Origin of the sequence: Pedobacter sp. FW305-3-2-15-E-R2A2 (assembly GCF_038446955.1) — a bacterium.
GTDB lineage: Bacteria > Bacteroidota > Bacteroidia > Sphingobacteriales > Sphingobacteriaceae > Pedobacter.
The window spans coordinates 5,425,929-5,449,374 of the sequence record NZ_CP151803.1; the positions used below are offsets into that span (position 1 = coordinate 5,425,929).

Sequence of the window (23,446 nt, forward strand, 5' to 3'; positions counted from 1 at the left end):
TTGACCCTATTAGAAGCATAGATTTCGAGGTAATTTTAGGGCATTATAGACCCTAAATCTCAATCCTATGAAAACACAAGATCCTTTAATTTCCTGTATATGTGTCACTAAAAACAGGCCATTGTTGTTACAGCGGGCAATTGCCTGTTTCGATATGCAGGATTACCCTAATAAAGAGCTGGTGATATCTTATCCGGTAAATGACCTCGTTACTAAAAGCATTATTGATCAGATAGAAGGATTATCTGAAATAAGAATCGTTCGGTTGGAACGACATGATACAGAGAAACTGGGAACATCCAGAAATAATGCCGTTCTGGCTGCAAATGGAGAATTTGTTTGTTTTTGGGATGATGATGATTGGTATAACGAGGATAGAATTTCCCAACAGTTTATGGTACTTAAAGACGGTCCATTTAAAGCAAGCATTCTGATGCATGTTCTGATGCACGATAGTGAAATTAAAGAGAGCTATTATTCCTTATATCATTATTTTGAAGGAACACTGCTGTGTGAAAAAGAAATCTTGTTACAAACCGCCTGTTTAGATCTGGATAGAAGAGAATTTAGTCCTATTGTTCCTTTTTTATTATCAAAAAATGCACTATTTCATATTATAGAGCGGCCCGAGCTGTATATTCATATTTATCATGGTAATAATGCATTGGGAGAGACGCACTTCAACTACTTTCTATTGCAAAGCACCCCACTTCAAAAAGAAGTTAATCAACAAGTTTTGAATATGACTAATCTTGACTATTATCATTTGAAAAATCTTACTGAATAGACAAACAGATTATAGAGTACTTGTATTAAACGATCTAATCCAGGTACTCATATAATATTTCAAATTTTGAGTCTGAAAGGCCAATCGCAACTTCTATCTGATCATTCGGTGTAAAGCTATTTTCCTCCAGAAATAAAATACTGTATAAGCCGATCAGCCTGCCATTCCCTTCGATGACCGTAAAAGGTCCATCAAAATCTTTGGCAAGCAGGATTATTCCAGACATCTGGACTTGTTCCGGATTTGATTTGAGTGCATTTCTGATTGCGGTAATCCGGGGATCCAAAAGTGGGTTTTGTTGAATAACAGCGGCAGCATTAGATACCTTATACGTATCCCGGCTAATCTTCGCCAGATCTATTACCGGCAAAGTGTACAGCTGATCAAATTCGCTCTTATTGATTTCAAGACCTGCTAAAAACCAGGATGTATCAGATGGCATACAATCGAGAAGGGATAGGTGATGTATTTTCAGGGACCTGCTGATTCCTATCTGCTCCAGTTCCCGATCATTTGAATGGAGCAATCTCAATGTTTCCTGTGGGTAATCCAGATGAGTTAAATTTAAATACTCCGCGTACACTTCAGCTATTGCCCAACGCCTTAGCACTTCATGTTTTTTAATTTTTCTGATCAATTTCATAATCGGTCAATTTGAGATGCACTTTTAGATTTTTTATCAGGTCCTGATGAGAATTATCAGTCTAGTAACATCCAGCCTTCGCCAAACCTGTGATACCATTTTTTCTCATAATAGAAATCCATTTTTGCCATCAGTTCATTTTGTCGATCCTCACTTTGTTCGTTGAAAGTTTGTGTTTCCAGGTGATCCACAATGGAAGAGCTCACCAATGCATGTTTTAAATTCAATACAGAAAGTGTGTTTGCATAATCATTATCTGCACACCAGAACTTAAAACTTTCATCCAGCTTCCCTGTAATTCTGAATACATCTCTTTTCAGAAAAAGGCACCATCCCGAAATTTCATATCGGACACGATAGCCGGGATATATTCCACTGTTAAGTTGAAATCCCATCGTGGGATGATGGAAAGAGCAAACCGGAGAGGCACTACTCAAATCAGGATCCTGTAAAAATGCTTTTAGCAGTGCTGTAGCCCATCCTGAATGAAAGATCAGATCATTGTTACATAAACAAACAAAAGGTGCTGAGCTGAGGCCTAAACCTATATTCATATAAGTATGATAACCAAATTCCTGTTCGGGATACACCGTCAAACCGTATGAATATTGAGTAGGTTTCATTTTCTTTTCCGATTCAATCACAATTATATTGAACTGAATAACTTCGGGATCTTCTGAATCCATTAATGAGTTGAGGCAATTCTCTGTAATTGCTTTTAGATCAGAATTCTGGGCATAACTCAAAATAATAACGTCAATTTCTATGCGCTTTTTTATACTGTTCATTTTACATTTAAGGATATAGCATTCGTTTTTCACAATTTACAAAGAAAAAAAAATGATCTATAGGCCACCTGGATTTTGGGACATTTGGCCCTATTTGCTTATGTCTGTTTTATCTAATTTTAGGGTAAAACTTAACAATTATGAATCTACCTCTGGTTAGCTGTATTATGCCTACTGCCAACAGGCAAAAATTTATTCCCCTCGCTATTAACTACTTTTTAGAGCAGGATTATCCCAACGCAGAACTTGTCATCATTGATGACGGACTTGAATCCGCTGCGCGTCTGATTCCCGATAATCCGAAAATTCGTTACTTTTATTCGGAACCTCTCGGAACTATTGGCGTGAAACGAAACCATGCCTGCGAGAAGGCACAAGGTGAAATCATCATGCATTGGGATGATGATGACTGGTATGCTGCAGACTGGGTCAGTAAACAGGTGGAGGCTTTGTCCAGCTCCGGAGCAGACATTACCGGATTAAATCAGGTTATTTTCTATTCACCCTCCGTAAATAAACGCTGGATGTATGAGGATACTGATATGGAACAACCGTGGTTATGTGGAGCAACCATGGCTTATCGTAAATCCTTCTGGCAGGAACATCCCTTTATAGACATTCAGGTGGGTGAAGATTATGATTTTGTATGGAATACGGGTGCTAAAACTTTTGCGCTTGATTACCCAAATGGTTTTGTCGCAATCCTTCATGCACACAACACCAGTATTAAACCTGTGGAAGACATCAAACATAAGAAGACAGGGACAACCTGGAAAGAGCCGGCTAAGGATGCCAAGTGATGCGCAAGAAATGCCGCTGATTTCCTGCCTCTGCATCACCAAGAACAGGCCGTTGTTGCTGCAAAGAGCAATTACTTGCTTTGAAAGACAAGTTTACCCAAAGAAAGAACTCGTGATTTCTTATCCCGAAGGTGACCTGTTAACAAAGCGGGTAATTGACCAGGTCATCTTCATTTCAGATATTAAAATTCTCGCTATAGAACGACCGAAAAATGAAAATTTGGGCGCCTCCAGAAACCATGCGATAATGGCCGCCAGCGGAGAATTTATCTGTATCTGGGATGATGACGACTGGTACAGCAACCATAGGATCAGTGCTCAATATGAAGCAATCAGAGATTCTGAATTCAAAGCCTGTATTTACACGAATATTGTCATTTATCATTTTAAAGATCAAAAGTCTTGTATTTCGGATTTCCGGCTTTGGGAAGGGACATTGCTTTGTGCAAAAGAAATACTGCCCGAACATCCTTATCTTGAAAAAGAAAATGGGGAAGCTGAGACCATTCTTAAGGCACTATCGGCCTCGGGCAAGTTATTTCCAATTGTAAATGATCCTTATTTATATGTTTACATCTTCCATGGACTCAATATATTGGAAACACATCAATTGGATATTCATTTCAAAAACAATGCCTCTCTGGAAGAATCTGTCAACCAGAATATCATTGAATTGACCAGTCTTGATAATTATCTTCTCTAATCCTCCGCCTCATTATTCAGGCGATTTCAGCATCAGATAATCCAAGGACTACTTCTATCTGTCTTTCAGCACAGACTTTTAGTTTTTCGATGAATTCCAAATTGTACAAGCTAATCAACCGGCCGTTTCCTTCTAAAATTGTATAGGGCCCATTTACTTCGCTGGCCAGCAAAGTAATTCCTGAAAACTGCACTTCCCCTTTTTTCATTGCGTCGATAATTCCTGAAATGCGTCGGTTCAAGTCAGGTTTAATCCTGATGATATTTGCCGCATAGGCCACACGAAAAGTATTATTGGTAATCTTTCCAAGGTCATCCACAGGTAAGTTATTCAGCTTATAAAACTCAGGTTTATTCAGCTCCAGAATCGCTTTATACCATATGGTATCTTCCGGTATAAAGTCGATTAAGGACCAGTGATGTTTTTTTAAAATCTGCTCAATTCCTTTTCTTTCTGAAATGAGATCCTTCGCATTAAGTAAGCTCAGATGCTTCAGAGCAGTCTCCCTGTTTTCTGGATTCAAAAGATCGACATAAATCTCTCCTATAGCCCATAAACGCAACATTTCATGTTTATCAATCAGCGTTGTTATTTTCATTCTAAACAATTTTAATCGGGATTACATCTATACGATCTATTATTGCCAAGCTCGTCAAGCCAAATTAACAAAACCCTGATGCAATAAGAATCCTATAGCAATTATGGGTCATTTGACCCTATAAGGGTCCTGGGTTTAACAGTAAATTAGGTTAATAAATCTCCCTGTCAACAAAATAAATCTGCTATGAACTATAAGCATCCATTGATCTCCTGTATTTGCATTACCGGCAACCGGCCATTGGTATTACAACGTGCAATCATCTGTTTCGCCAGACAAGATTATCCCAATACAGAGTTGGTTATTTCTTATCCCGAAGAAGATCTATTGAGTAAAACCATCATAGACCAGATCAATTCCGTTTCCGCTATCAAAATCATCAGGATCGTCAGGCCTCAGTATGAAAAGCCATGCCTGACAAAAAACAATGCTATAGAAATCTGTAATGGCGACTATGTCTGCTTTTGGAACGACGAACACTGGCACCATGTGAACAGACTGTCAGATCAGTACATCGTCATTAAAGACAGTCCTTTTAAGGCAAGTATCCTCATGCATATTTTACTGTATGATTTTCATCAACAGAAAACCTATCATTCTGCTTATTGGGAATGGCAGGAGACGCTGTTTTGTGAAAGAAAAACCTTACTGGAAGCAGCTTACATAGATATAGAAAGAGAAGATGACAGTGGCATCATTCATTTCCTCTCCTATAAGAACTTTTTATTTCATTTTACTGAAGCCTCACATCTTTACATCTACATAGGCTATGGAACGAAAGATAAGGATCAGAAACTGTTTAATTCCTATTGTAAGGATGGAGAAATTATGGAAGACATTAATGAAACCGTTCAAGATGTCATCCAACTGGAATACTATTTAAACTAATGATTTTGGGACATTTGACCCTATTTCAGAGGAGATATTTTCTATAATTTTATCCTTAAGACCTGATCAGATTATGAACCTCAGGTTCAATAAAAACAAACCCAGATGATGATGGAACAACCGCTTGTATCCTGTATTATGCCTACTGCCAACAGACAAAAATTCATTCCTTTAGCCATCGAATGTTTTCTAAGCCAGGATTTCAGGAATGCCGAACTGATTATTGTTGATGACGGAAAACTATCTGTGAAACAACTTGTTCCAGACCATCACCGAATCAGGTATTTCTATACCGAGCCCTTAGGAAGTATTGGTATCAAAAGGAACTATGCCTGCAACCTTGCTAAAGGTGAAATTATCATGCACTGGGACGATGATGACTGGTATGCACCCGACTGGATCGATCACCAACTGAAAGCTATAGAAGAATCAAAAGCAGACATTTGTGGGTTAAACACCATTACTTTTTTTTCTCCCCTCGTAGGCAAATTCTGGAAATACGCAGATACAGAAGGGGAACACCCCTGGTTATCGGGAGCAACCATGGTCTATCGAAAAAGTTTCTGGCAGCAACATCCATTTAAGGATCTTCAGATTGGAGAAGATTATGATTATATCTGGAATACCGGAGCCAGCATTTTTGCACATGATTATACAGATGGTTTTATAGCTACGCTACATGCGAGTAATACTACATTGAAACCTTTTGAAGATCCGAGACATAAAAAACATGCCGTACAATGGATGAATGTACGTCATGAGGGGAAAGCCGAAAACCCTGAACAGAGTAGGCCAGAAAATTAACCCTTATCCTATGCCATGGTATCAATTTATTAACAACGAACTGGACATCTGTGATCCTAACAGTTATCAATTACTAGAGCAGGCACCTGCTTCCGCTAACGGCCCTTATTTATGTGCCATTTTTGCAGACGAAATTCCAAATGACCCTGAACGAAAACCAGATATTGAAGGTACTCCCGGGTTACTTTTTTACATCATCCGTGCACTTGCAAAAGGCAAAGGACAACCGGTTTCTATTTTCCCTCCCGTGCCATTGGAAGTCAGGATGTCTGAGTTCCCCGCAGCAGGAAGTATAGAAAATAATTCAGAACACTAACTTAAAATACAAAACTATTATGAATAGATCATGGTATGCATACATGGGGATGGGAGGAGACCCAACCTTATGCTCAAGTTATGTAAAAATAACACTTAAACATAATTGCATCTGTGGCGAGAATATATGTGCCATCTATGCCACTGGTGAAGATTTCAGGCCTGTCGAACCACTTTCAGCAAATATGCAGCAATACATTAAGAAAGCTTTGGCCACCGGTAGAATTCAACCGGAAAAGCCTTTTGGTTCAAAGAAATTTGTATACCTCAGGTGATTCGATTCTGGCATCACCAATTATACTGAGCAAAACGACAGGAAAGTGGTTTGTTCAGTAATTTACTTTAAATGAGCTGCTCAATCGCAGCAATATGACATCTTTAAAATCGTAATTATGACCTCAAATTATCCTCTTATCTCTTGTATCTGTGTTACGAACAACAGACCTGAGTTATTGCAAAAAGCTATCGACTGCTTCGAATCTCAAAATTACCCCAATAAAGAACTGGTCATTTCTTATCCGAAAATGGACAATTCAACAACGAAAGTCATCGAAGAATATCAAAATTCAGATCTTAAGATTTTACCAATAGAGCGAGAGGATACGGAGTCATTGGGGAATGCGAGAAATCAGGCAGTTATAAAGTGCCGGGGAGAATATGTATGCATCTGGGATGACGACGACTGGTACCATTCCAGTCGACTATCCTTCCAATTTAACAGCATACAGGAAAGAGGTCAGGGCTATCAGGCGAGCATATTAACCCGTATTTTATTATACGATACTACTACCAAACAGGTTTACCTCTCCTTCCCCTATGCATGGGAAGGGACAATTTTATGCAGGAAGGTGATTCTTTTACAAAATCAATACAAAAACGCCAATATCGCAGAAGATTCGCATGTAGTCCATTTTCTGTCTACCAAAAATCTATTGTTTAAAATTGATAATGTCCCCTTTCTATATGTTTACGTATATCATGGAAACAATACCTGGAATTACGAACATTTTGAAGTTTTTCTTTCTAAAAGCGAATTGATTACAGGGGATGACAGTGAGCATATCCTAGGCTTACTGGAGTATTTAAATTAGTTTTAATCCTTCTTCAGAGCTGCAAATTAATTCTAAAAACTCTTTTAATATGAGACATTTGGCCCTAGAAAACGCCGCATCTTATGTGTAATTTAGTACTATAAGTTATTAGAGAAATCATTGAGGGAAAGGCCGAAAACCCTAAAAAAAAGTAGGCAATAATTAAAGTTTTTATTGTTTTTTGATCTATAAAAACATTTTATATTATGGCCAATTGGTATGCGTTTAACGGCAGTGGATCTCCGGGATCCCCCTTAAATTACATGTTATCTGCAAACAAACCATCCTGCGTTACCGGGACAAAAATATGTGCGATTTATCTTGATCAGAGCGTTGCTATTCCAACTTCATTTGACGCGGGATCACCGATGCAGACTTACCTTGCAAATGCACTTTTATCACTAGTTTCTCAACCACTAGGTGTAGGCGTTAAACGCTTTGTATATTTGAAATGTAATTGTTAATGATTAGAACAGACTCAAAAAGATTCGTCATTTACATCTCTCATTTATTCGACAAACCATTTAAAATTGAGACATATGGCATTAAAACACAATTCATACATAATTTAGTGCTATAAATTAATAAAGAAAATTATTGAGGGAAAGGCCGAAAACCCTAAAAAAAGTAGGCAATAATTAAAGTTTTTATTGTTTTTTGATCTATAAAAGCATCCTATTATTATGGCTTGGTATACTTATGTATTTGGGGACCCCAGATTGGCAACTAGCTACACTCTTGCGGTAGCACCCCCCTCCTGTTTAACTGGACCACAAATTTGTGCGATTTTTTTAACTAGTACGTTAGATCCTCCTCCACAAGCACTCGTGGACGCACAGGCTACAAATATTGCAAATGCCTTACTCACTCAAACACCACAGCCGACCGGAATTGGAGTGATGAAAACAGTATATTTAAAAGGCTGTTGCTAACGATTGGAACCTAGTTATTTTCATCACTAAAAAAATAAACAGATAATAAATGTATGCTATTTATCCTTAAAACTTTTTGAGATTGGGGCATATGGCCCTAAAAAGCAGAGGAACTTATTTGTAATTTAGTACTGTTATAAAAAACAATCGTTGTGGGAAAAGCCGAAAACCATAGAGTAGGCAATAATTAAAGTTTTCACTGCTTTTTGATTTATAAAAGCATTCTATATTATGGCTAATTGGTATTCTTATACAGGAAATGGAGATCCAACACTCGCGACAAGTTACAGATTAAGCACTGTTAAACCTGTTTGTAATTTAGGCGTGCAAATCTGTGCTATTTATCTGAATCAAAACGAACTTGTTCCAAACGCTTTTAATGGTGTAGCTACCTATATTGCAAACGCCCTGGTAACGCTAACCTCTCAACCAACCGGAGGAGGAATCAAACGTTTTGTTTATCTAAAATGCAGTTGTGGATAATTAACAATTCCAAAAAGATATTAAAAATATTTACTGTAAAAGTCGACTTATGGTAAATGCCTGTCTTGACGGGTAAAAAAGGGGAAGGCCGAAAACCCTAAACAGAGTAAGCGTTAATCAAAGTTTTTGTTGTTTTTTGATCTATAAAAACATCATATATTATGGCAAATTGGTATGCCTATACAGGCGTTGGAGATCCTACTCTCTCTACAAGTTACAGGTTAAGCAGTGTTAAACCTAGTTGTAATTTAGGAGTGCAAATCTGTACTATTTATTTGAATCAAACTGATGCGATCCCAAGTGCATTTGATGGTGTAAGTACTTACATTGCAAATGCGCTGGCAACTCAGACCTCTCAGCCAACCGGAGCAGGTGTGAAACGTTTTGTTTACTTAAGAGGTCCTATTTCTTAAGTCGAAACCAGTCGTCTAAAACTATTCCTGGGAATTATCAATTCCCAGGAATTTATTAATGAACCATATCATTAGTTCATTGTATTTGAAAGGGCGATGCTGAAAACCCTGGACAGAGTAAGCATTAATCAAAGTTTTTGATGCTTTTTGATTTATAAAAACATCATATATTATGGCAAATTGGTATGCCTATACAGGCGTTGGAGATCCTACTCTCTCTACAAGTTACAGGTTAAGCAGTGTTAAACCTAGTTGTAATTTAGGAGTGCAAATCTGTACTATTTATTTGAATCAAACTGATGCGATCCCAAGTGCATTTGATGGTGTAACTACTTACATTGCAAATGCGCTGGCAACTCAGACCTCTCAGCCAACCGGAGCAGGTGTGAAACGTTTTGTTTACTTAAGAGGTCCTATTTCTTAAGTCGAAACCAGTCGTCTAAAACTATTCCTGGGAATTATCAATTCCCAGGAATTTATTAATGAACCATATCATTAGTTCATTGTATTTGAAAGGGCGATGCTGAAAACCCTGGACAGAGTAAGCATTATTAAAGTTTTTGTTGTTTTTTGATCTATAAAAACATCTTATATTATGGCAAATTGGTACAGTTTCGGTGGTTGTTGTGATGGAGTATATGATCGTAATAATTATAGAAAAACGTCAGTTAAACCTTCTTGTAATTTAGGTATAAATGTATGTGCGATTTATCTTAATGATACGGCAGATCTCCCATCTGCAATAACTTTAGTAGAGCTATATATCGCAAATGCACTTGCAACTCAAACAGCACAGCCTATCGGAGTTGGTGTTAAGCGCTTCGTTTATTTAAGAGGGCCTGTGTCTTAACTTGAATCATTGGAAGAAAATTAATATATCTGTCTACCTCAAAGATTTTTTGAAAAAGCGTAATGAAAAATATTATAAAAGGAAGCTAAAAACTCTAAATAGAGTAGACATTATTTAAAGTTTTTGGCACTTTTTGATTCATAAAAGCAACATATATTATGGGAAATTGGTATACATATGTTGGTATTGGAGCCCCAACGCTCTCAATGAGCTACAGAATTACTTTCGTTAAACCGACTTTTACTCAAAGTACACAAATCTGCGCTGTTTATCTGAATCAAACTGATGCTCCCTAGGGAGTGTAAACTGAACTGTGTCAACATCACTTCTTCCTTGGTGGAGGCCCTTCAGCCTCCGCCAAGGAAGAAGTCGCCGAAGGCTTTTAATCTCTCTCCAAATTTAATTATAGAGTTGAGACATTGCCAAGCCCCAGTTCCGCATCGGCATCGTCCATTTTTTAGAAAAGTCCCTATAAGACAGATACACCAGTTTTAGCAGCGATTGGTCCGATGTAAATGCGCCCTTTGGTCTTGGTTATTTTACGGATTTGTCTATGCATTGCTTCAATGGCATTGGTGGTATAGATCACTTTTCTGATTTCTGGAGAATATTCAAAATACGTAGATAAATTCGTCCAGTTCTCCATCCAGCCCTTTACAGACAGGGGATATTTTTTACCCCACTTATCATCAAACTCCAGTAGTTTCTCGTAGCCTTGTTCTTGATTATTGGCTTTATAAACAGGTTTAAGGTCAGCAACAACAGCTTTCTTGTCTTTTTCAGGCACATAGCGAAGGCTGGTGCGGATCTGGTGGACAATGCATAACTGAATCTGCGTTTTAGGAAATACGGCTTCTATAGCCTCCGGAAGGCCTTTTAAGCCGTCAATACAAGCAACCAGGATATCCTCTACGTCACGCTGTTTCAAATCCATCAGTACAGAAAACCAGAACTTAGTTCCTTAATTTTCTGAAAGATAGACGCCGATCAATTCCTTCTTTCCATCGTGGTTTATACCCAGCATATTGTAAACAGCACGGGATTCAACACCACCGTTATCCCGAACTTTATAATGCATACAATCCAGAAATACAAAGGGATACACTGCTTCCAGTAGCCGGTTTCGCCATTCGTTCATCGCAGGGATAATCTTGTCTGTTATGCTGGAGATCTCGGCTGCAGAAATGTCCATCGCGTACATTTCCTTTACATAATCAGAAATATTACGGGTGCTCATCCCACGAGCATACATTGCGATCACGTTATCCTCCAATTCCGCTGTAATAATCAACTGGCGCTTGGGAACGATCTTAGGCTCGAAAGTCCCGTTACGATCACGGGTACCCTCTAACTCAAATTCACCCGACTGAAGGCTCCGTACGGTCTTACGGGTCTTCCCATTACGCCGGTTGGGATCATCGCTGCCTTTGCTCTCCTGGAGGTGGTTATCCAGCTCTCCTTCGAGCATAGATTCCAACAGGTGCTTTAACATTGGGGCAAACACACCGTCGGTGCCACCCATATTTTTGCCTTGATAAAGGCTTTCCATTGCTTCTGCTTTGAAGCGATCAAAATCAAATGGTTCTTTACTTTTCATTGTGTCCTAAGTCATACTAAATTACTTATTTTAACTCTATCTTGCTAGAGTTGACACAGTTCACTTTACAGTCTCAATCCCTACCGCATTTGATTGGACAATGATTTATTATATTGTGTATGCACTCGGCAATCAGGTACCACAACCGATGGGGTACCGGCAAAAAACGTTTTGTTTATTTAAGGGATCCTAATCCCTAATTTCTTTCATCTTATACAGCATACCCTGGACATACAGAATTAAAACGATTCTCCACTATAAGTTGTTTTAAGTAAATTTTATTATTTCCTGTTCATCTAAAAACGATTAAGTGATAATTTGTCAAAAAAACGCATTTGACAGTTCATCTTTTGAAAAAACAACCACTATTATAATGATAATACGTAACTTCATCAAACAATAATAATAAATTCGATCATGTACTCTGAAAAGTATGCTTATCATTCACTAACTGATTTTGAATTGACGAAACTGCTCATTTCAGGAGATCATAAAGCATTCATTGAAATATATCACCGTTTTCAGGCATTATTGTATGTGTATGCTTGTAAAATAACCACAGATAAAGAGGAAGCCGAGGACATTGTCCAAGAAGTCTTCATTTATCTATGGGATAAAAGAACAACAATTATTTTAAGATCAAGTATATCTTCCTATTTATATAGTGCAGTAAGGTATAAGTTCTTTAATCTCCTGGATCACAAAAAAGTCAGAAAAGATTATACCAGTTCTTTTCAAAATTTCCTCGATGAAGGAGAATACATTACAGACAATTACATTCGGGAAAAAGAATTCAGTCAGCTAATAGAAAAAGAGATTCTGGCATTGCCTGATAAAATGCGGGAGGTATTTGAGCTTAGCAGGAAACAAAACCTATCCCGTAAAGAGATCGCAGAAAAATTAAATATTTCTGAAAAAACGGTTAAAAATCAAATCAGCAACGCCTTAAAAATCCTCCGGGGGAAACTCGGCTTCTTCACTTTTCTTCTACTGCTTATCAATAAATAATTTTTTTCATTTTCTTCTGGGCCTAAGGCGCTTTATAACTTACATGTACTTATACCAAAAGTTTTAAAGTAATAGATGATCAAGAAATATTTTCCTGAAGACCTCGTTTATAAATACTCTCGTAAAGCCTGTTCTGAGGAGGAAAAGGCTATTGTAGAAAGCTGGCACATTAAGGACCTGTCAGAAAGCACTTATGTCCCTTCAAAAGAAAACATATCGCTGGTCAACATCCGGATGGCAAATAAACTCGAAGGCCATATTTATTCCAGAAATAAAACACAGCGAACAATCAGGTTATGGCAACGTATTGCCATTACGGCCTCCATTCTTTTAGCAATTTCGGTCATCAGCCTTTTTTATCTGGAACGAAGCAATCCTATCCCGCAAGCGTCTACGAGAAAATCTGATTTTCAAGACATTCTTCCAGGTGGATATAAAGCTATACTAACGCTTAATGATGGAAAAAAGATCAGACTAAATGAAAAAAGTCAACAGGCAGTTATTCTCCAAAGCAATGCCAGTATCAGGACAAAGGCAGGGGGAAGACTTATTTATGAAAACATACCGGGGGCCAGGGGACATAAAGACTTAAATATACTGGAAACACCCCGGGGGGGCCAATATCAATTAACACTGCCTGACGGAACTAAAGTATGGCTAAATTCATCGAGCAGATTGACTTATCCTACGGCATTCACAGGTAAAGAAAGGCAAGTCAAACTCATTGGAGAAGCCTTTTTTGAAGTCGCCAAAGATCGTTCTAAACCATTCCGTGTTCATACCGAACATCAGGTAGTAGAAGTGCTGGGAACTCATTTCAACATATTGGCATATCCTGAAGAACAGAAAACTCAAACTACTTTGTTAGAAGGAAAGATTAGAATCCATAATCAAAAATCCAGTAAAATTATGAGGCCCGGACAGGAAGCTTTTACGGAGAAGGGGGAAGATCAGATTGCGGTTTCTAAGGCAGATATTGAAAAAAACATCGCCTGGAAGAATGATGAGTTTATTTTCAATGGGGAAGACCTGCAAAGCATTATGAGATCAATCGCGAGATGGTATGATGTTGAAGTTAGTTATCAAAATTATTCGAATCATACCAGGTATTGGGGTACTGTTTCCCGATCCAAGAACATATCAGCAGTTCTAAAAATGTTAGAATCAACTGGGAAAATTAAATTCGAAATCAAAGGAAGGAGGATTATTGCTATGAACTAACGTATACCTTATGAAAAATTCAAAAAGCCGAAAGTGCTGAAACACTTCCGGCCGAAAATGGATTTTATTATTAAGTAAAAGAACCAAATAACCGACGCAGGGCACGATAAGCTCATAGACAAGAAAGACGTCCCTGCGAAAAACCCAAACTAAACAAATGTATGAAATTTTTCGCTAAATTTTCATACAGGCCAACTGCCTGTATGATCAAATTTCTGTGCGTTATGAAACTTATTATTGTTTTAATGACTACAGTATTCCTGCAAATTGGTACTGCAGCTGAAGCACAAAGAATCACCCTTTCAGAAAAAAATGCTTCTCTGGTCAAAATTTTTAAAGAGATCAGAGTCCAAAGCGGCTATGATTTCTTTGGAGACCTTGATCTTCTGGAAAAAGCAAAACCCGTAACTATAAATATTAAAAATGCGACAATCGATGACGTATTAAAAATATGTTTTGCTAACCAGAGTTTTGACTATACCATCAGTGATAAAATCATCGTATTTAAAGAAAAAAAGCGTGCGTTAAGCCAAAAAAGCAACAACTTTCTCCCACAAGACTCTGTCATTTTTAAAGGTAAAATTTCGGATGAAATGGGCCATCCTATGCCTGGGGCAACCATAAAGGTAAAAGGAGGTAAAAGGATTACCAAGACCGATATGAATGGGAATTTTTCAATTCTTGCCCATAAAAAAGGGGCACTTGAAATTTCCTTTATTGGGTACGTAAAAAAAGAAATTAGTCTCAGTGGATTAAATTCAGATAACAGCATTTCCGTAGTACTTAATCCGGGACAAAATGAACTCGGTGAAGTAAGCATTGTCAGTACTGGCTATCAGGACATTCCTAAAGAACGCGCAACGGGCTCTTTTGAGATCGTTACCAAAGAACAGTTGCAGCATAGCAACAATTCAAATTTAGTTAAAAGGCTGGAAGGCATTACTGCAAGTTTAGATTTTAATAATCCCATCAATGGAAACGCTAATCTTTCAAGCGGTTTCCGTAGGTCTCCGCTGGTTGCCTTAACGATAAGGGGCAAAAATACATTAATGGCACCTGGCTTTGGTGCAGAATTAAGTTTGAATAGCGGACAGGTTCTGGTCGTAATTGATGGAATCCCCTCTCCCTACAGCATTGATCAGATCAACCCCGATGATGTCGAAAGCATTAATATCCTGAAAGACGCGGCGGCGGCTTCGATCTGGGGATCCAGAGCTGCAAATGGCGTAATTGTGATTAAAACAAAACAAGGAAGTTATAATAGACCTGTTACGGTGTCTTTTAACACCAACGTAAATGTCAGCGATAAAATCGATCTGTTTTATAAAAAATATATGAGCACTTCAGATTTTGTGGATGCACAAATTCAAAAATATAACTATTTCCATCCTACTCCGGTAGCAGATCCTACCGATCTTTATACACCTCAACCTTTCCTTTCGCCGGTGGAAGAGATCATCAATGATCAGCGTTTGGGTACCATCACAGATGCTCAGGCTAAAGCAAAATTGGATGACCTGCGTGATAATGACGTTCGTAATGATCTGAATAAATATTTTTTACGTCCAACATTGGTTCAGAATTACACGCTTTCATTAGATGGCGGCTCAGAAAAATATGCCTACCGATTATCAGGAGGATATAGCCGAACCAGAGAAAATACCGTTCCCGCTAGCGGAGACCGTTATAATTTTAGTTACTCTGCATCTGTAAAACCGATCAAGAACTTATCTGTTCAGGCAATTCTAAGTTATAACGAATCGCAAAGCACCAACCAGGCTGGTGGTAACCAATTAGTTACCAGCAGCTTCAACACGGGATTTAATCCATATGCCCAGCTTGCAGATGACGCAGGCAATCCCCTCGTTATCCCGAGGACTTATCGCCCAAAATACCTTCAGCTTTTGGCCGACCACTATGGCGATAAAATTCTTGATATGAGCTTCAGGCCTTTAGACGACATGAAGCAAGGATATTACAAAGTGGCCAATAGAAATCTCAACCTCAACTTAAATGCAAGCTATCAGATCAGTCCGGTTTTCGCAGCCGCACTTACTTATGGATATACCTATGGTCAGGACGAAAACACAGAATTAAGAGGTCAAAATTCACTGTATACCAGGGAAATAACCAACATCTTCACCACCAGAGAAGACTATGTAGATCCTCCATACGGATTGCCGGCACCCTTAAAAAAACTAATTCCTCTCGGCGGAATCTATAGCCCTGAGCTTGTAAAACGAAATACTCAAACCTTGAGGGGACAGTTAACTGCAGATAAAATATGGAATGAGAAGCATCAGCTGAACGCTTTTGCGGCATTTGATATTGGACAATATTATTCTTTGGATAGGGTTCAGCAATTTTACGGTTATGACCCGAAAACCTTAAAAACTAATAACTCAGTTCCTTTTGGAATGGAATTCGTCAGGTTATTTAATGATCCCGAATCCGGACTTGGCAGTTCAACGATACCTTTTATTCCAGGTAACCTGTTGGATTATAAAACCAGAACCCTGAGTTTCTCTTCAAATGCAGCATATACTTATGATAGCCGCTATACATTGTCGGCCAGCATCAGAAAAGATCTCAGCAGTATCTCCGGACCATCAACAAACAGAGGTGGTGCCCCTTATATTTCAGTAGGTGGGCTTTGGAATTTAGCACATGAGAAATTTTATACCCTGGAATGGTTACCATTATTGCAACTCCGGGCCACTTTTGGTTATAATGGTAACATCAACGCTAGTGTTCCATCAAGACCAATCCTTACTTCCATTGCGGCACCAACATTTGGTGGCAATCTGTTACCCTATGCAAACACGAATTACCTTAGCAACGAAAAATTACGTCCTGAACGGTCCAAAATGCTAAATTTAGGTTTAAATTTTGGCAGTAGAGGAAATAGGTTATCCGGAAGTGTTGAATATTTCAGAAGAAATACATCCGATCTGATTACAGATGCGGCGTTAGATCCTACGACAGGTTATGCTACAGGTATTTATAACTCTGCCAATCTGCGGTCATGGGGAACTGATGTGACCTTAAACTCCATCAACCTTCAAACCGGAATGTTCAGGTGGACCAGTAACCTGACCTTCACCTACAACCGCGTGAAGATTTTGAAACTCCTTACTCAAAATAAACCTACTGCAAATCAATTTATAGGCTTTGATAACGTCGAGGGTTATGAGCTCTCCCGAATCGCTGCTTACCGTTGGGCAGGATTAGATCCCCTGACCGGAGATCCGAGAGGTTACGATGCAGATGGAAATGTAGTAAGTATTCCTGCCGACATCTACGCTCCTGATTATGAGAAAAATGTAAAATCAATCCAGGGTGTCCCAATCAGTTCTCTTCATTATTTTGGTTCGGCTGTACCTGTATATTATGGCGCACTTCGTAATACATTTAGTTATGCTGGTTTTTCTCTTACCGCAGCTTTCCAGTATAAGCTTGGGTATTATTTTAGAAAAACTCCATCCGACCTTATTCAATATGAACCCTTATTCAGTGCCAATAGCCTTGGAGCTGCAGAATTTGCAAGGAGGTGGCAAAACCCTGGTGATGAAAAGATCACAAACGTACCTTCAATGACAGTTGCAGGAAATACAGAAAGAGATTTATTCTATCGCTTTTCAGAAATAAATGTATTAAAAGCTGACCATATCCGCTTTCAGGAAATCAATCTTTCCTATGCTTTCAGAAAAACGAATTGGTTCCTGAAAAATCCAAGAATATATGCAAATGTTACTAATCTGGGCATCGTTTGGCGAGCTAATAAAGAAGGGATTGATCCGGATGTAAATGACTATCCAATACCACGTACGTATGGTTTTGGTTTAAGTGCTAATTTCTAATTTAAAGAATATGAGAACCTTTAAAATAATAAGCCCAATATTTCTGCTTTGCCTATTGCTATTGTCCTGTCAGAAATATGTAGATATTCAAAAAAGCAGCAACCAGACATTCCTTAATACCGCAAACGATTGTCAGTTGCTATTAGACAACTATACCGTTATGAACTCCGACTACCCGACGGATCTGGAGATTTCAGCAGATGACTATTACACTTCTGCAGCAAGCTATTTAGCCGAGGCTCAACCGGTCATAACTTCTGAAGAACAGGCATTGTATTCCTGGCAATCTTCAGCAATTCGCGCAAAGGCTAATGCCAATTGGTTAAAGCCTTATCTGATTACCAGTAATGCAAACCTTGTATTAGAAGCGCTTGCAAAAATAAAAGAAGGAACTGAAGATCCTGTGAAATTAAACACCTTAAGAGGCTCTGCTTTATTTTATCGTGCCTATACCTTATGGTTTGTGGCACAGATGTATGCAAAGCCATATTCAGCCGCTACTGCAGCTCAGGATCCTGGCGTTCCTATCCGGTTAACCTCCGATATCAATGAGAAATCTTCCAGAGGTACTGTACAGGATACCTATAACCAAATCATCTCAGATTTATCAGAAGCAGTTAATTTGTTACCTCCCACTTCCAGTATCGCTACAAGACCCAATAAAGCAGCGGCTTATGCTATGTTGGCCAGAACTTACCTGTCTATGGAAGATTATCCAAAGGCCTTAATTAATGCCAATGCGGCCATACAAATCAAAGGAGAATTGTTAAACTACAATAGTGGCGCGGTTAATATCTATGCTTTTTTCTCGCCGTTCCAGCGGTACAATAAAGAAGTTATATTTCATTCCATTTCCGCTCTGACTGGTATTCTAACTCCCGGAATAGGATTTACAAGTACCGCAAAAATAGATCTGGCGCTGGCGGCCTCCTATAATGCGAACGACATCAGGAAAATAATTTTTGTAAAGCCAAATTCCGGTGCTCATGCAGGATCGTTTCGCTTTGGCGCAAATTACGAACCAACATTTGGAACTTCTGTTTTATTCAATGGACTCGCAGTTGATGAATTATATATTACCCGCGCAGAATGTTATGCAAGAGCTGGCGATAAGGATAATGCCATGGCAGACCTGAATAAGCTTTTAGTAAATCGGTGGGTAACCGGAACTTATACAGATCAAACTGCAGCTACCGCGGATGAGGCATTAACAAAAGTACTGGAAGAAAGAAGAAAAGAATTACTGATGCGTGGTCTGCGCTGGACAGACCTCAGGAGGCTCAACAAAGACAATGCACGCAAGAAAGACCTGAGCAGGAGTATAACAAAAAATGGCGTAACTACAACCTTTACCTTACCTGCTAATGATCCAAGGTATGTGTTACTCATTCCACAAAATGTAATTGACAATAGCAGTATTGCACAAAATCCAAGATAGATTTCCGTTGTCAGCAAATTTTCCCTTCTGGCTTTTCCAGGTCAGAAGGGTTAATTAAAATATTTACTAAAACTATGAAAAAACCATTCTTCATTACTGCCATTCTGTTCGTTGCGATAAGCAATTGCATCTATGCGCAAAACGAAATAAATTTTGACCCGCAGAAACCATTATTCAAATTTCAGAATGAACAACTGACCAATGAAAGCGGGTTGTTGCGTTATGCAGCGTTAACTGGATATCGCGAAGGTGTAAAACCTGTTCAGGGGCAGTTTAATGTGAATTTCGAAGGCTACAATGATGACAAGGCTGGAACCCGCAGGATTTATATGTATAACCTATCTATTCAGGATATGCTTACCCATGGGTTAATCAAACCTAGCCAGATCTTACTTGAAGTGAAAGATCCATCTAAATTCAGATATGATCCAAAGTATGGATCAGAAATAGAGTGGCTACGTAAAAATGGATACTGCTATGAGCTGTTGTTGCCGATTGGAGCATTAAAAGGAATGTATATTCTGGATAATGAAATTCAAAAAGCTTTCAATGTTTGGGCCAGATGGGAAAAGCGAAATGTGAAAACATGGATTCTAGTCAGAACTTCATCCGCTGAAAAATTTAAAGCTTCCGGAGGTGTTCCATTAAAAGATCCTATTCATGGCATTTATCAAAATGTAAATATCGCCTGGATAGGAGCTTCTTTAAATGAGTTTGGTCCCACTCCTTTTTTAGATGAGACTGGCTATAAAGACCTGATCAATATCAATCTGGGAGTTAACCTTAATACTACACATGATTTCACTGTGCTGAGAAAAGCACTACAAAAATATGACCTGGACCTGAAAGAAGAAAGCCGGGAAAAATTAATGTTCGTTATCACTGAAGCAATAAAATAATGAAAAGAGCTTATATCATATCCGTAATCCTATTGCTTTTAACAGGTGATTTGTATGCACAGCAAAACAAAACTTTAAATGTATCAGGTAAAGTAGACTTAATTGCTGGTTTGCCAAATTTAAATATCGGAGACCAACTTCCTGACTTTGAGATTCCAGTAATTATCAATGGAACAAAACGAAGCATGAGAAGCTCTGCATTTAAAGATCAACTATTGATTATTGACTTTTGGTCAATCTACTGCAGTGGTTGTATCGCCGCAATGCCAAAAATGGACTCTTTGCAAAAGCACTTTGGTGACAAGATTAAAATTTTACCAGTAACATACGAAGCAGAAACTTTAGTGACTAACTTCTGGAAAAAAAACAGAAACACTAAAAATCTGGGATTATCCTCAGTTGTTGAAGACAAAATTTTCTCCTCCTATTTCAGGCATCAGACCATCCCTCATGAAGCCTGGATATACCAAGGAAAAGTAATTGCCATTACAACGGAACAATACGTAGATAAGACAAATATTCAGAAAGTACTCAATGGAGAATTGATCAAATGGCCTATAAAGAATGATTTCTACGTATTTGACGGAAGTAAAGAACCTCTTTTCAAAGTAAACACAACTCAGGTGAATCCCTCTTCAATTATAAATTATGCTGCAATTAGTGGTTATAAAGAACAGGTAAATTCTGAAGGACTTAGTGGAGGCTCGGGAGTTGTAAGAGATCCAAATGAAAAAAAAGTCCGGGTTTTCTTTTTAAATCAAGCAATTTTCACTTCGTATGAGTTGAATTGGAGAAACATTATAAATCCGACCACGCTTGTAAGACCTAGTGCAGCCATAACACCAAACCAGATTGTGTGGCAGGTTACAGACAGGTCAAGATATAAATATGAGTTTAAAACCGATTACCAGGCCAACTGGATCCGTAAGAATGGAATTTGTTTTGAATCATTAAATCCGGATACCGGGCAAACACAAGCTGAAATTTCAAGATCTATTGTAAAAAACCTAAACTACTTACTGGGCTTAGATGTTCGCTGGGAAAAAAGGAAAGAGAAAATCCTTGTTTTAATCCGTACAACGGACAAAGATAAATTGAAGAGCAAAACTGTATTGACAGACTATAAAGATCAATTTAAAGTAGAAGGGAACATCCAACGGTTCCGTTCCACAAATCTTACAAGTGTAGTTTACAAACTTAACGAGCAGGAACAAAATCCATATGTTTTCGATGAAACTGGTTATAAGAATGAAGTCGACCTAGATCTGAATATTCATTCCTGGACAGATATTGCTTCGATAAGAAAAGCGCTTCAGGCCTATGACCTTGACCTAAAAGAAGAAGAACGCCTTGTCGATAAATTTGTATTCGCAGAAACAGAAGGAAGTTTCTTAAAAGAAATTGGAATTAACAAAAACAAACTATAAAACAAACCAAAATTATGAAAAAAGTCAAAATTACTTTATTAGGGGTGCTACTAATAACGTTAGTCAGTTGTAAAAAAGCTGAAAAGATTGAAATTGAAAGACCAACAGACAGAATGGTAAGTACTTTAGCTGGTACCGGGGCGAGTACATTTGGAGATGGAACCGGGTTGCAGGCGAGTTTTAGTAACCCTCAAAAAATTGCTATCGATGAAGCAGGTAACATCTACCTTGCAGACCAGAGAAATCACAGAATTCGGAAAATAACCCAGCAAGGCGTTGTGACTACCGTAGCAGGAAGTGGCGAGCAAGGTTATGCCGATGGCAATGGGATCAGTGCCCAATTTAGCTCTCCAACTGGTATCGCTGTAGATGGAAGTGGAAATCTGTACATCGCAGATAGTGGTAATAATTGTATTAGAAAAATTACGTCTTCAGGAGTAGTCAGCACCCTGGCTGGTATGGGAGGAACATCCAATGGTTTTATGGATGGTACTGGAACTGACGCAAGGTTTAACTATCCATATGCTCTTACATTAGACAAATCGAATAACATATTTGTTGCTGACTTAAACAACAACAGAATAAGAAAAGTTACACCCGCCGGAGTGGTAACCACCTATGTGGGTAATGGGGCTTCGTATTTTCAGGATGGTACACTTGAAACTGCAACAATGTACAACCCAGTTTCATTAATTTTCGATCCATCAGGAAACCTATACGTAGGACAGTCCTGGTTTATAAGGAAAATTACCCCTCAGGGAAAAGTATCTCTTTTTGCAGGTAATCCCGATGACAACAGAGGTTTTGGTTATGTCGACGGTGCAGGTATTGCATCAAAATTTTATTATGTATATGGACTTGCTACTGATCAAAAAGGAAATCTTTACGCAGCAGACAGTGATAACAATGTTGTCCGAAAAATTACTCCGGATGGCATTGTATCCACTCATGCAGGCAGCCAATATCTTATTTTAGATGCGAACTCAAATCGATACAAAGATGGACCGGCAGCTAGTGCCTACTTTACCAGACCTCAGGGTATTGCTGTTGACAAAGAAGGAAATATTTTTGTTACTGACAACGATGGCCACCGACTTAGAAAAATCAGCGAGGTACCAATCCCTGAGTCACCTGATGAAATAGCCCGCAAAAACTGGAACAACCCACAAGGCTGGAAATAAAATTACAATAACCGACTTTAAATCCTAAACCAAATCAAAAAATGAAAAAAACAATACTAGCAATCGCCTTGTTTGCAGCCACCTCCATGACTGTAATGGCACAGAATATAAATAACAAACCTCTTTCCGATAGCACTTTGTATAAAATGAAAGGCAAATTCAGACTTTCCATTGGAATGGATGAAGGAATTCCTGTTGGGATGATTTCAAAATACTCCTCTTTCGTAATGGGCGGATCAGTTCAGGGAGAATACCTTCCATTAAAAGAACTTGGTATTACATTAAGCGCCAATTACCTCTATTATCTTGGAAAAGATGGTGAGGCCGGTTTATCCATGCTTCCTGTTATGGGGGGGGCAAACTTTTACATTACACCCAGAGTTTTCCTTTCCGGACAACTTGGAGCCGCATGGCACATTAGCAGTGACAGTGAAAAAGACACCTACTTCACCTATGCCCAAGGCATTGGTTTTATGGCTTCAAAACGCATTAGCCTTCTTGCGAAATATGAAGGAATCAATGTTGGCCCTTCAAAGACCTACTCTTTTGCCGGTCTCAGGGTCGCTTATAATTTTTATAAATAGAAAATAACACTTAATACGCTCTCAATAACCATGGGGTTTGCAGATGCCAACTGCCCCCATGGTTTTAACGCTCTCGTTATGAAAAATATCATTATTAAAAACATACACAGCTATAAACATGAGCGTATACAAGTCA

24 protein-coding genes and 1 pseudogene are annotated in these 23,446 nt (G+C 38.5%); 21 read left to right on the top strand and 4 right to left on the bottom strand.

Annotated features, from left to right (window positions below):
- The first annotated feature begins 67 nt into the window (after positions 1-67).
- The gene (locus tag AAFF35_RS21960; RefSeq protein ID WP_342328686.1) at positions 68-787 is read left to right on the top strand and encodes a glycosyltransferase family A protein; all 720 of its coding nucleotides are present in this window, start codon (positions 68-70) and stop codon (positions 785-787) included.
- A 34-nt stretch (positions 788-821) separates the two neighbouring features.
- Here AAFF35_RS21960 and AAFF35_RS21965 read toward each other — a convergent pair whose 3' ends face one another.
- Together AAFF35_RS21965 and AAFF35_RS21970 are read right to left on the bottom strand one after the other, a co-directional pair.
- Positions 822-1,430 carry a hypothetical protein gene (locus tag AAFF35_RS21965; protein ID WP_342328687.1) on the bottom strand — a complete coding sequence of 203 codons (609 nt, stop codon included), beginning with the start codon at positions 1,428-1,430 and terminating at the stop codon, positions 822-824.
- A 56-nt stretch (positions 1,431-1,486) separates the two neighbouring features.
- The gene (locus AAFF35_RS21970; RefSeq protein WP_342328688.1) at positions 1,487-2,218 is read right to left on the bottom strand and encodes a hypothetical protein; all 732 of its coding nucleotides are present in this window, start codon (positions 2,216-2,218) and stop codon (positions 1,487-1,489) included.
- Positions 2,219-2,358: 140 nt separating this feature from the next.
- On the opposite strand from AAFF35_RS21970, the gene AAFF35_RS21975 reads away from it, so the two are divergent.
- Both AAFF35_RS21975 and AAFF35_RS21980 read left to right on the top strand, forming a co-directional pair.
- Positions 2,359-3,018: a glycosyltransferase family A protein gene (locus AAFF35_RS21975; protein WP_342328689.1), complete on the top strand. Its 660-nt coding sequence runs from the start codon at positions 2,359-2,361 to the stop codon at positions 3,016-3,018.
- Positions 3,008-3,721, top strand: a complete 714-nt coding sequence (locus tag AAFF35_RS21980; RefSeq protein ID WP_342328690.1) for a glycosyltransferase — start codon at positions 3,008-3,010, stop codon at positions 3,719-3,721. The genes AAFF35_RS21975 and AAFF35_RS21980 overlap by 11 nt, the downstream gene beginning before the upstream one ends.
- 16 nt (positions 3,722-3,737) lie before the next feature.
- On the opposite strand, the gene AAFF35_RS21985 is transcribed toward AAFF35_RS21980, so the two are convergent.
- Complete coding sequence (locus AAFF35_RS21985; RefSeq protein WP_342328692.1) at positions 3,738-4,319, bottom strand: hypothetical protein; 582 nt, start codon at positions 4,317-4,319, stop codon at positions 3,738-3,740.
- Between the two features lie 186 nt (positions 4,320-4,505).
- Here AAFF35_RS21985 and AAFF35_RS21990 point away from each other — a divergent pair, with 186 nt between their 5' ends.
- The 10 genes from AAFF35_RS21990 to AAFF35_RS22035 all read left to right on the top strand — a co-directional run bounded on the left by AAFF35_RS21990 (position 4,506) and on the right by AAFF35_RS22035 (position 10,095).
- Positions 4,506-5,207 carry a glycosyltransferase family A protein gene (locus AAFF35_RS21990; protein WP_342328693.1) on the top strand — a complete coding sequence of 234 codons (702 nt, stop codon included), beginning with the start codon at positions 4,506-4,508 and terminating at the stop codon, positions 5,205-5,207.
- A gap of 105 nt (positions 5,208-5,312) precedes the next feature.
- Positions 5,313-6,011 (top strand): glycosyltransferase family A protein, encoded by a 699-nt coding sequence (locus AAFF35_RS21995; RefSeq protein ID WP_342328694.1) that lies wholly within the window; start codon positions 5,313-5,315, stop codon positions 6,009-6,011.
- Between the two features lie 10 nt (positions 6,012-6,021).
- Positions 6,022-6,327 carry a hypothetical protein gene (locus AAFF35_RS22000; RefSeq protein ID WP_342328695.1) on the top strand — a complete coding sequence of 102 codons (306 nt, stop codon included), beginning with the start codon at positions 6,022-6,024 and terminating at the stop codon, positions 6,325-6,327.
- 19 nt (positions 6,328-6,346) lie between these two features.
- Positions 6,347-6,601, top strand: coding sequence for a hypothetical protein (locus AAFF35_RS22005; protein ID WP_342328696.1), 255 nt, complete (start codon positions 6,347-6,349; stop codon positions 6,599-6,601).
- A 117-nt stretch (positions 6,602-6,718) separates the two neighbouring features.
- Entirely contained in the window at positions 6,719-7,417 is a 699-nt protein-coding gene (locus AAFF35_RS22010) for a glycosyltransferase family 2 protein (RefSeq protein ID WP_342328697.1), read from the top strand.
- Between the two features lie 206 nt (positions 7,418-7,623).
- Positions 7,624-7,881: a hypothetical protein gene (locus AAFF35_RS22015; RefSeq protein WP_342328699.1), complete on the top strand. Its 258-nt coding sequence runs from the start codon at positions 7,624-7,626 to the stop codon at positions 7,879-7,881.
- 699 nt (positions 7,882-8,580) lie between these two features.
- Positions 8,581-8,832 (top strand): hypothetical protein, encoded by a 252-nt coding sequence (locus AAFF35_RS22020; protein ID WP_342328700.1) that lies wholly within the window; start codon positions 8,581-8,583, stop codon positions 8,830-8,832.
- Between the two features lie 161 nt (positions 8,833-8,993).
- Positions 8,994-9,245 (top strand): hypothetical protein, encoded by a 252-nt coding sequence (locus AAFF35_RS22025; protein ID WP_342328701.1) that lies wholly within the window; start codon positions 8,994-8,996, stop codon positions 9,243-9,245.
- Between the two features lie 172 nt (positions 9,246-9,417).
- Positions 9,418-9,669 carry a hypothetical protein gene (locus AAFF35_RS22030; protein ID WP_342328702.1) on the top strand — a complete coding sequence of 84 codons (252 nt, stop codon included), beginning with the start codon at positions 9,418-9,420 and terminating at the stop codon, positions 9,667-9,669.
- A 171-nt stretch (positions 9,670-9,840) separates the two neighbouring features.
- The gene (locus AAFF35_RS22035; RefSeq protein ID WP_342328703.1) at positions 9,841-10,095 is read left to right on the top strand and encodes a hypothetical protein; all 255 of its coding nucleotides are present in this window, start codon (positions 9,841-9,843) and stop codon (positions 10,093-10,095) included.
- Between the two features lie 399 nt (positions 10,096-10,494).
- Here the strand turns inward: AAFF35_RS22035 and AAFF35_RS22040 are convergent.
- Positions 10,495-11,692, bottom strand: a pseudogene (locus AAFF35_RS22040) (IS256 family transposase).
- 417 nt (positions 11,693-12,109) lie between these two features.
- Here AAFF35_RS22040 and AAFF35_RS22045 point away from each other — a divergent pair.
- From AAFF35_RS22045 to AAFF35_RS22080, 8 genes are all read left to right on the top strand, one after another.
- Positions 12,110-12,700 carry an RNA polymerase sigma-70 factor gene (locus AAFF35_RS22045; protein WP_342328704.1) on the top strand — a complete coding sequence of 197 codons (591 nt, stop codon included), beginning with the start codon at positions 12,110-12,112 and terminating at the stop codon, positions 12,698-12,700.
- A gap of 75 nt (positions 12,701-12,775) precedes the next feature.
- Positions 12,776-13,921 carry a FecR family protein gene (locus AAFF35_RS22050; protein WP_342328705.1) on the top strand — a complete coding sequence of 382 codons (1,146 nt, stop codon included), beginning with the start codon at positions 12,776-12,778 and terminating at the stop codon, positions 13,919-13,921.
- Between the two features lie 224 nt (positions 13,922-14,145).
- Positions 14,146-17,781, top strand: coding sequence for a SusC/RagA family TonB-linked outer membrane protein (locus AAFF35_RS22055; protein ID WP_342328706.1), 3,636 nt, complete (start codon positions 14,146-14,148; stop codon positions 17,779-17,781).
- Positions 17,782-17,791: 10 nt separating this feature from the next.
- Complete coding sequence (locus AAFF35_RS22060; protein ID WP_342328707.1) at positions 17,792-19,219, top strand: RagB/SusD family nutrient uptake outer membrane protein; 1,428 nt, start codon at positions 17,792-17,794, stop codon at positions 19,217-19,219.
- A 74-nt stretch (positions 19,220-19,293) separates the two neighbouring features.
- Positions 19,294-20,118, top strand: a complete 825-nt coding sequence (locus AAFF35_RS22065; RefSeq protein WP_342328708.1) for a hypothetical protein — start codon at positions 19,294-19,296, stop codon at positions 20,116-20,118.
- Entirely contained in the window at positions 20,118-21,545 is a 1,428-nt protein-coding gene (locus AAFF35_RS22070; RefSeq protein WP_342328709.1) for a redoxin domain-containing protein, read from the top strand. The genes AAFF35_RS22065 and AAFF35_RS22070 overlap by 1 nt, the downstream gene beginning before the upstream one ends.
- Before the next feature lie 14 nt (positions 21,546-21,559).
- A complete protein-coding gene (locus AAFF35_RS22075; protein WP_342328710.1) occupies positions 21,560-22,726 on the top strand; it encodes an NHL repeat-containing protein in 1,167 nt (388 codons plus the stop codon).
- Between the two features lie 41 nt (positions 22,727-22,767).
- Positions 22,768-23,310 carry a hypothetical protein gene (locus AAFF35_RS22080; protein ID WP_342328711.1) on the top strand — a complete coding sequence of 181 codons (543 nt, stop codon included), beginning with the start codon at positions 22,768-22,770 and terminating at the stop codon, positions 23,308-23,310.
- The last annotated feature ends 136 nt before the right edge of the window (positions 23,311-23,446 follow it).

Excerpts from the sequence above, each read along its gene's own strand:
- AAFF35_RS21990 (WP_342328693.1), top strand. The coding sequence starts at position 4,506 with ATGAACTATAAGCATCCATTGATCTCCTGTATTTGCATTACCGGCAAC.
- AAFF35_RS22060 (WP_342328707.1), top strand. The coding sequence starts at position 17,792 with ATGAGAACCTTTAAAATAATAAGCCCAATATTTCTGCTTTGCCTATTG.
- AAFF35_RS22055 (WP_342328706.1), top strand. The coding sequence starts at position 14,146 with ATGAAACTTATTATTGTTTTAATGACTACAGTATTCCTGCAAATTGGT.
- AAFF35_RS22080 (WP_342328711.1), top strand. The coding sequence starts at position 22,768 with ATGAAAAAAACAATACTAGCAATCGCCTTGTTTGCAGCCACCTCCATG.
- AAFF35_RS21975 (WP_342328689.1), top strand. The coding sequence starts at position 2,359 with ATGAATCTACCTCTGGTTAGCTGTATTATGCCTACTGCCAACAGGCAA.
- AAFF35_RS21995 (WP_342328694.1), top strand. The coding sequence starts at position 5,313 with ATGATGATGGAACAACCGCTTGTATCCTGTATTATGCCTACTGCCAAC.
- AAFF35_RS21970 (WP_342328688.1), bottom strand. The coding sequence starts at position 2,218 with ATGAACAGTATAAAAAAGCGCATAGAAATTGACGTTATTATTTTGAGT.
- AAFF35_RS21985 (WP_342328692.1), bottom strand. The coding sequence starts at position 4,319 with ATGAAAATAACAACGCTGATTGATAAACATGAAATGTTGCGTTTATGG.
- AAFF35_RS22000 (WP_342328695.1), top strand. The coding sequence starts at position 6,022 with ATGCCATGGTATCAATTTATTAACAACGAACTGGACATCTGTGATCCT.
- AAFF35_RS21960 (WP_342328686.1), top strand. The coding sequence starts at position 68 with ATGAAAACACAAGATCCTTTAATTTCCTGTATATGTGTCACTAAAAAC.
- AAFF35_RS21980 (WP_342328690.1), top strand. The coding sequence starts at position 3,008 with ATGCCAAGTGATGCGCAAGAAATGCCGCTGATTTCCTGCCTCTGCATC.
- AAFF35_RS22070 (WP_342328709.1), top strand. The coding sequence starts at position 20,118 with ATGAAAAGAGCTTATATCATATCCGTAATCCTATTGCTTTTAACAGGT.
- AAFF35_RS21965 (WP_342328687.1), bottom strand. The coding sequence starts at position 1,430 with ATGAAATTGATCAGAAAAATTAAAAAACATGAAGTGCTAAGGCGTTGG.
- AAFF35_RS22075 (WP_342328710.1), top strand. The coding sequence starts at position 21,560 with ATGAAAAAAGTCAAAATTACTTTATTAGGGGTGCTACTAATAACGTTA.
- AAFF35_RS22015 (WP_342328699.1), top strand. The coding sequence starts at position 7,624 with ATGGCCAATTGGTATGCGTTTAACGGCAGTGGATCTCCGGGATCCCCC.
- AAFF35_RS22020 (WP_342328700.1), top strand. The coding sequence starts at position 8,581 with ATGGCTAATTGGTATTCTTATACAGGAAATGGAGATCCAACACTCGCG.
- AAFF35_RS22035 (WP_342328703.1), top strand. The coding sequence starts at position 9,841 with ATGGCAAATTGGTACAGTTTCGGTGGTTGTTGTGATGGAGTATATGAT.
- AAFF35_RS22045 (WP_342328704.1), top strand. The coding sequence starts at position 12,110 with ATGTACTCTGAAAAGTATGCTTATCATTCACTAACTGATTTTGAATTG.
- AAFF35_RS22030 (WP_342328702.1), top strand. The coding sequence starts at position 9,418 with ATGGCAAATTGGTATGCCTATACAGGCGTTGGAGATCCTACTCTCTCT.
- AAFF35_RS22065 (WP_342328708.1), top strand. The coding sequence starts at position 19,294 with ATGAAAAAACCATTCTTCATTACTGCCATTCTGTTCGTTGCGATAAGC.
- AAFF35_RS22010 (WP_342328697.1), top strand. The coding sequence starts at position 6,719 with ATGACCTCAAATTATCCTCTTATCTCTTGTATCTGTGTTACGAACAAC.
- AAFF35_RS22025 (WP_342328701.1), top strand. The coding sequence starts at position 8,994 with ATGGCAAATTGGTATGCCTATACAGGCGTTGGAGATCCTACTCTCTCT.
- AAFF35_RS22005 (WP_342328696.1), top strand. The coding sequence starts at position 6,347 with ATGAATAGATCATGGTATGCATACATGGGGATGGGAGGAGACCCAACC.
- AAFF35_RS22050 (WP_342328705.1), top strand. The coding sequence starts at position 12,776 with ATGATCAAGAAATATTTTCCTGAAGACCTCGTTTATAAATACTCTCGT.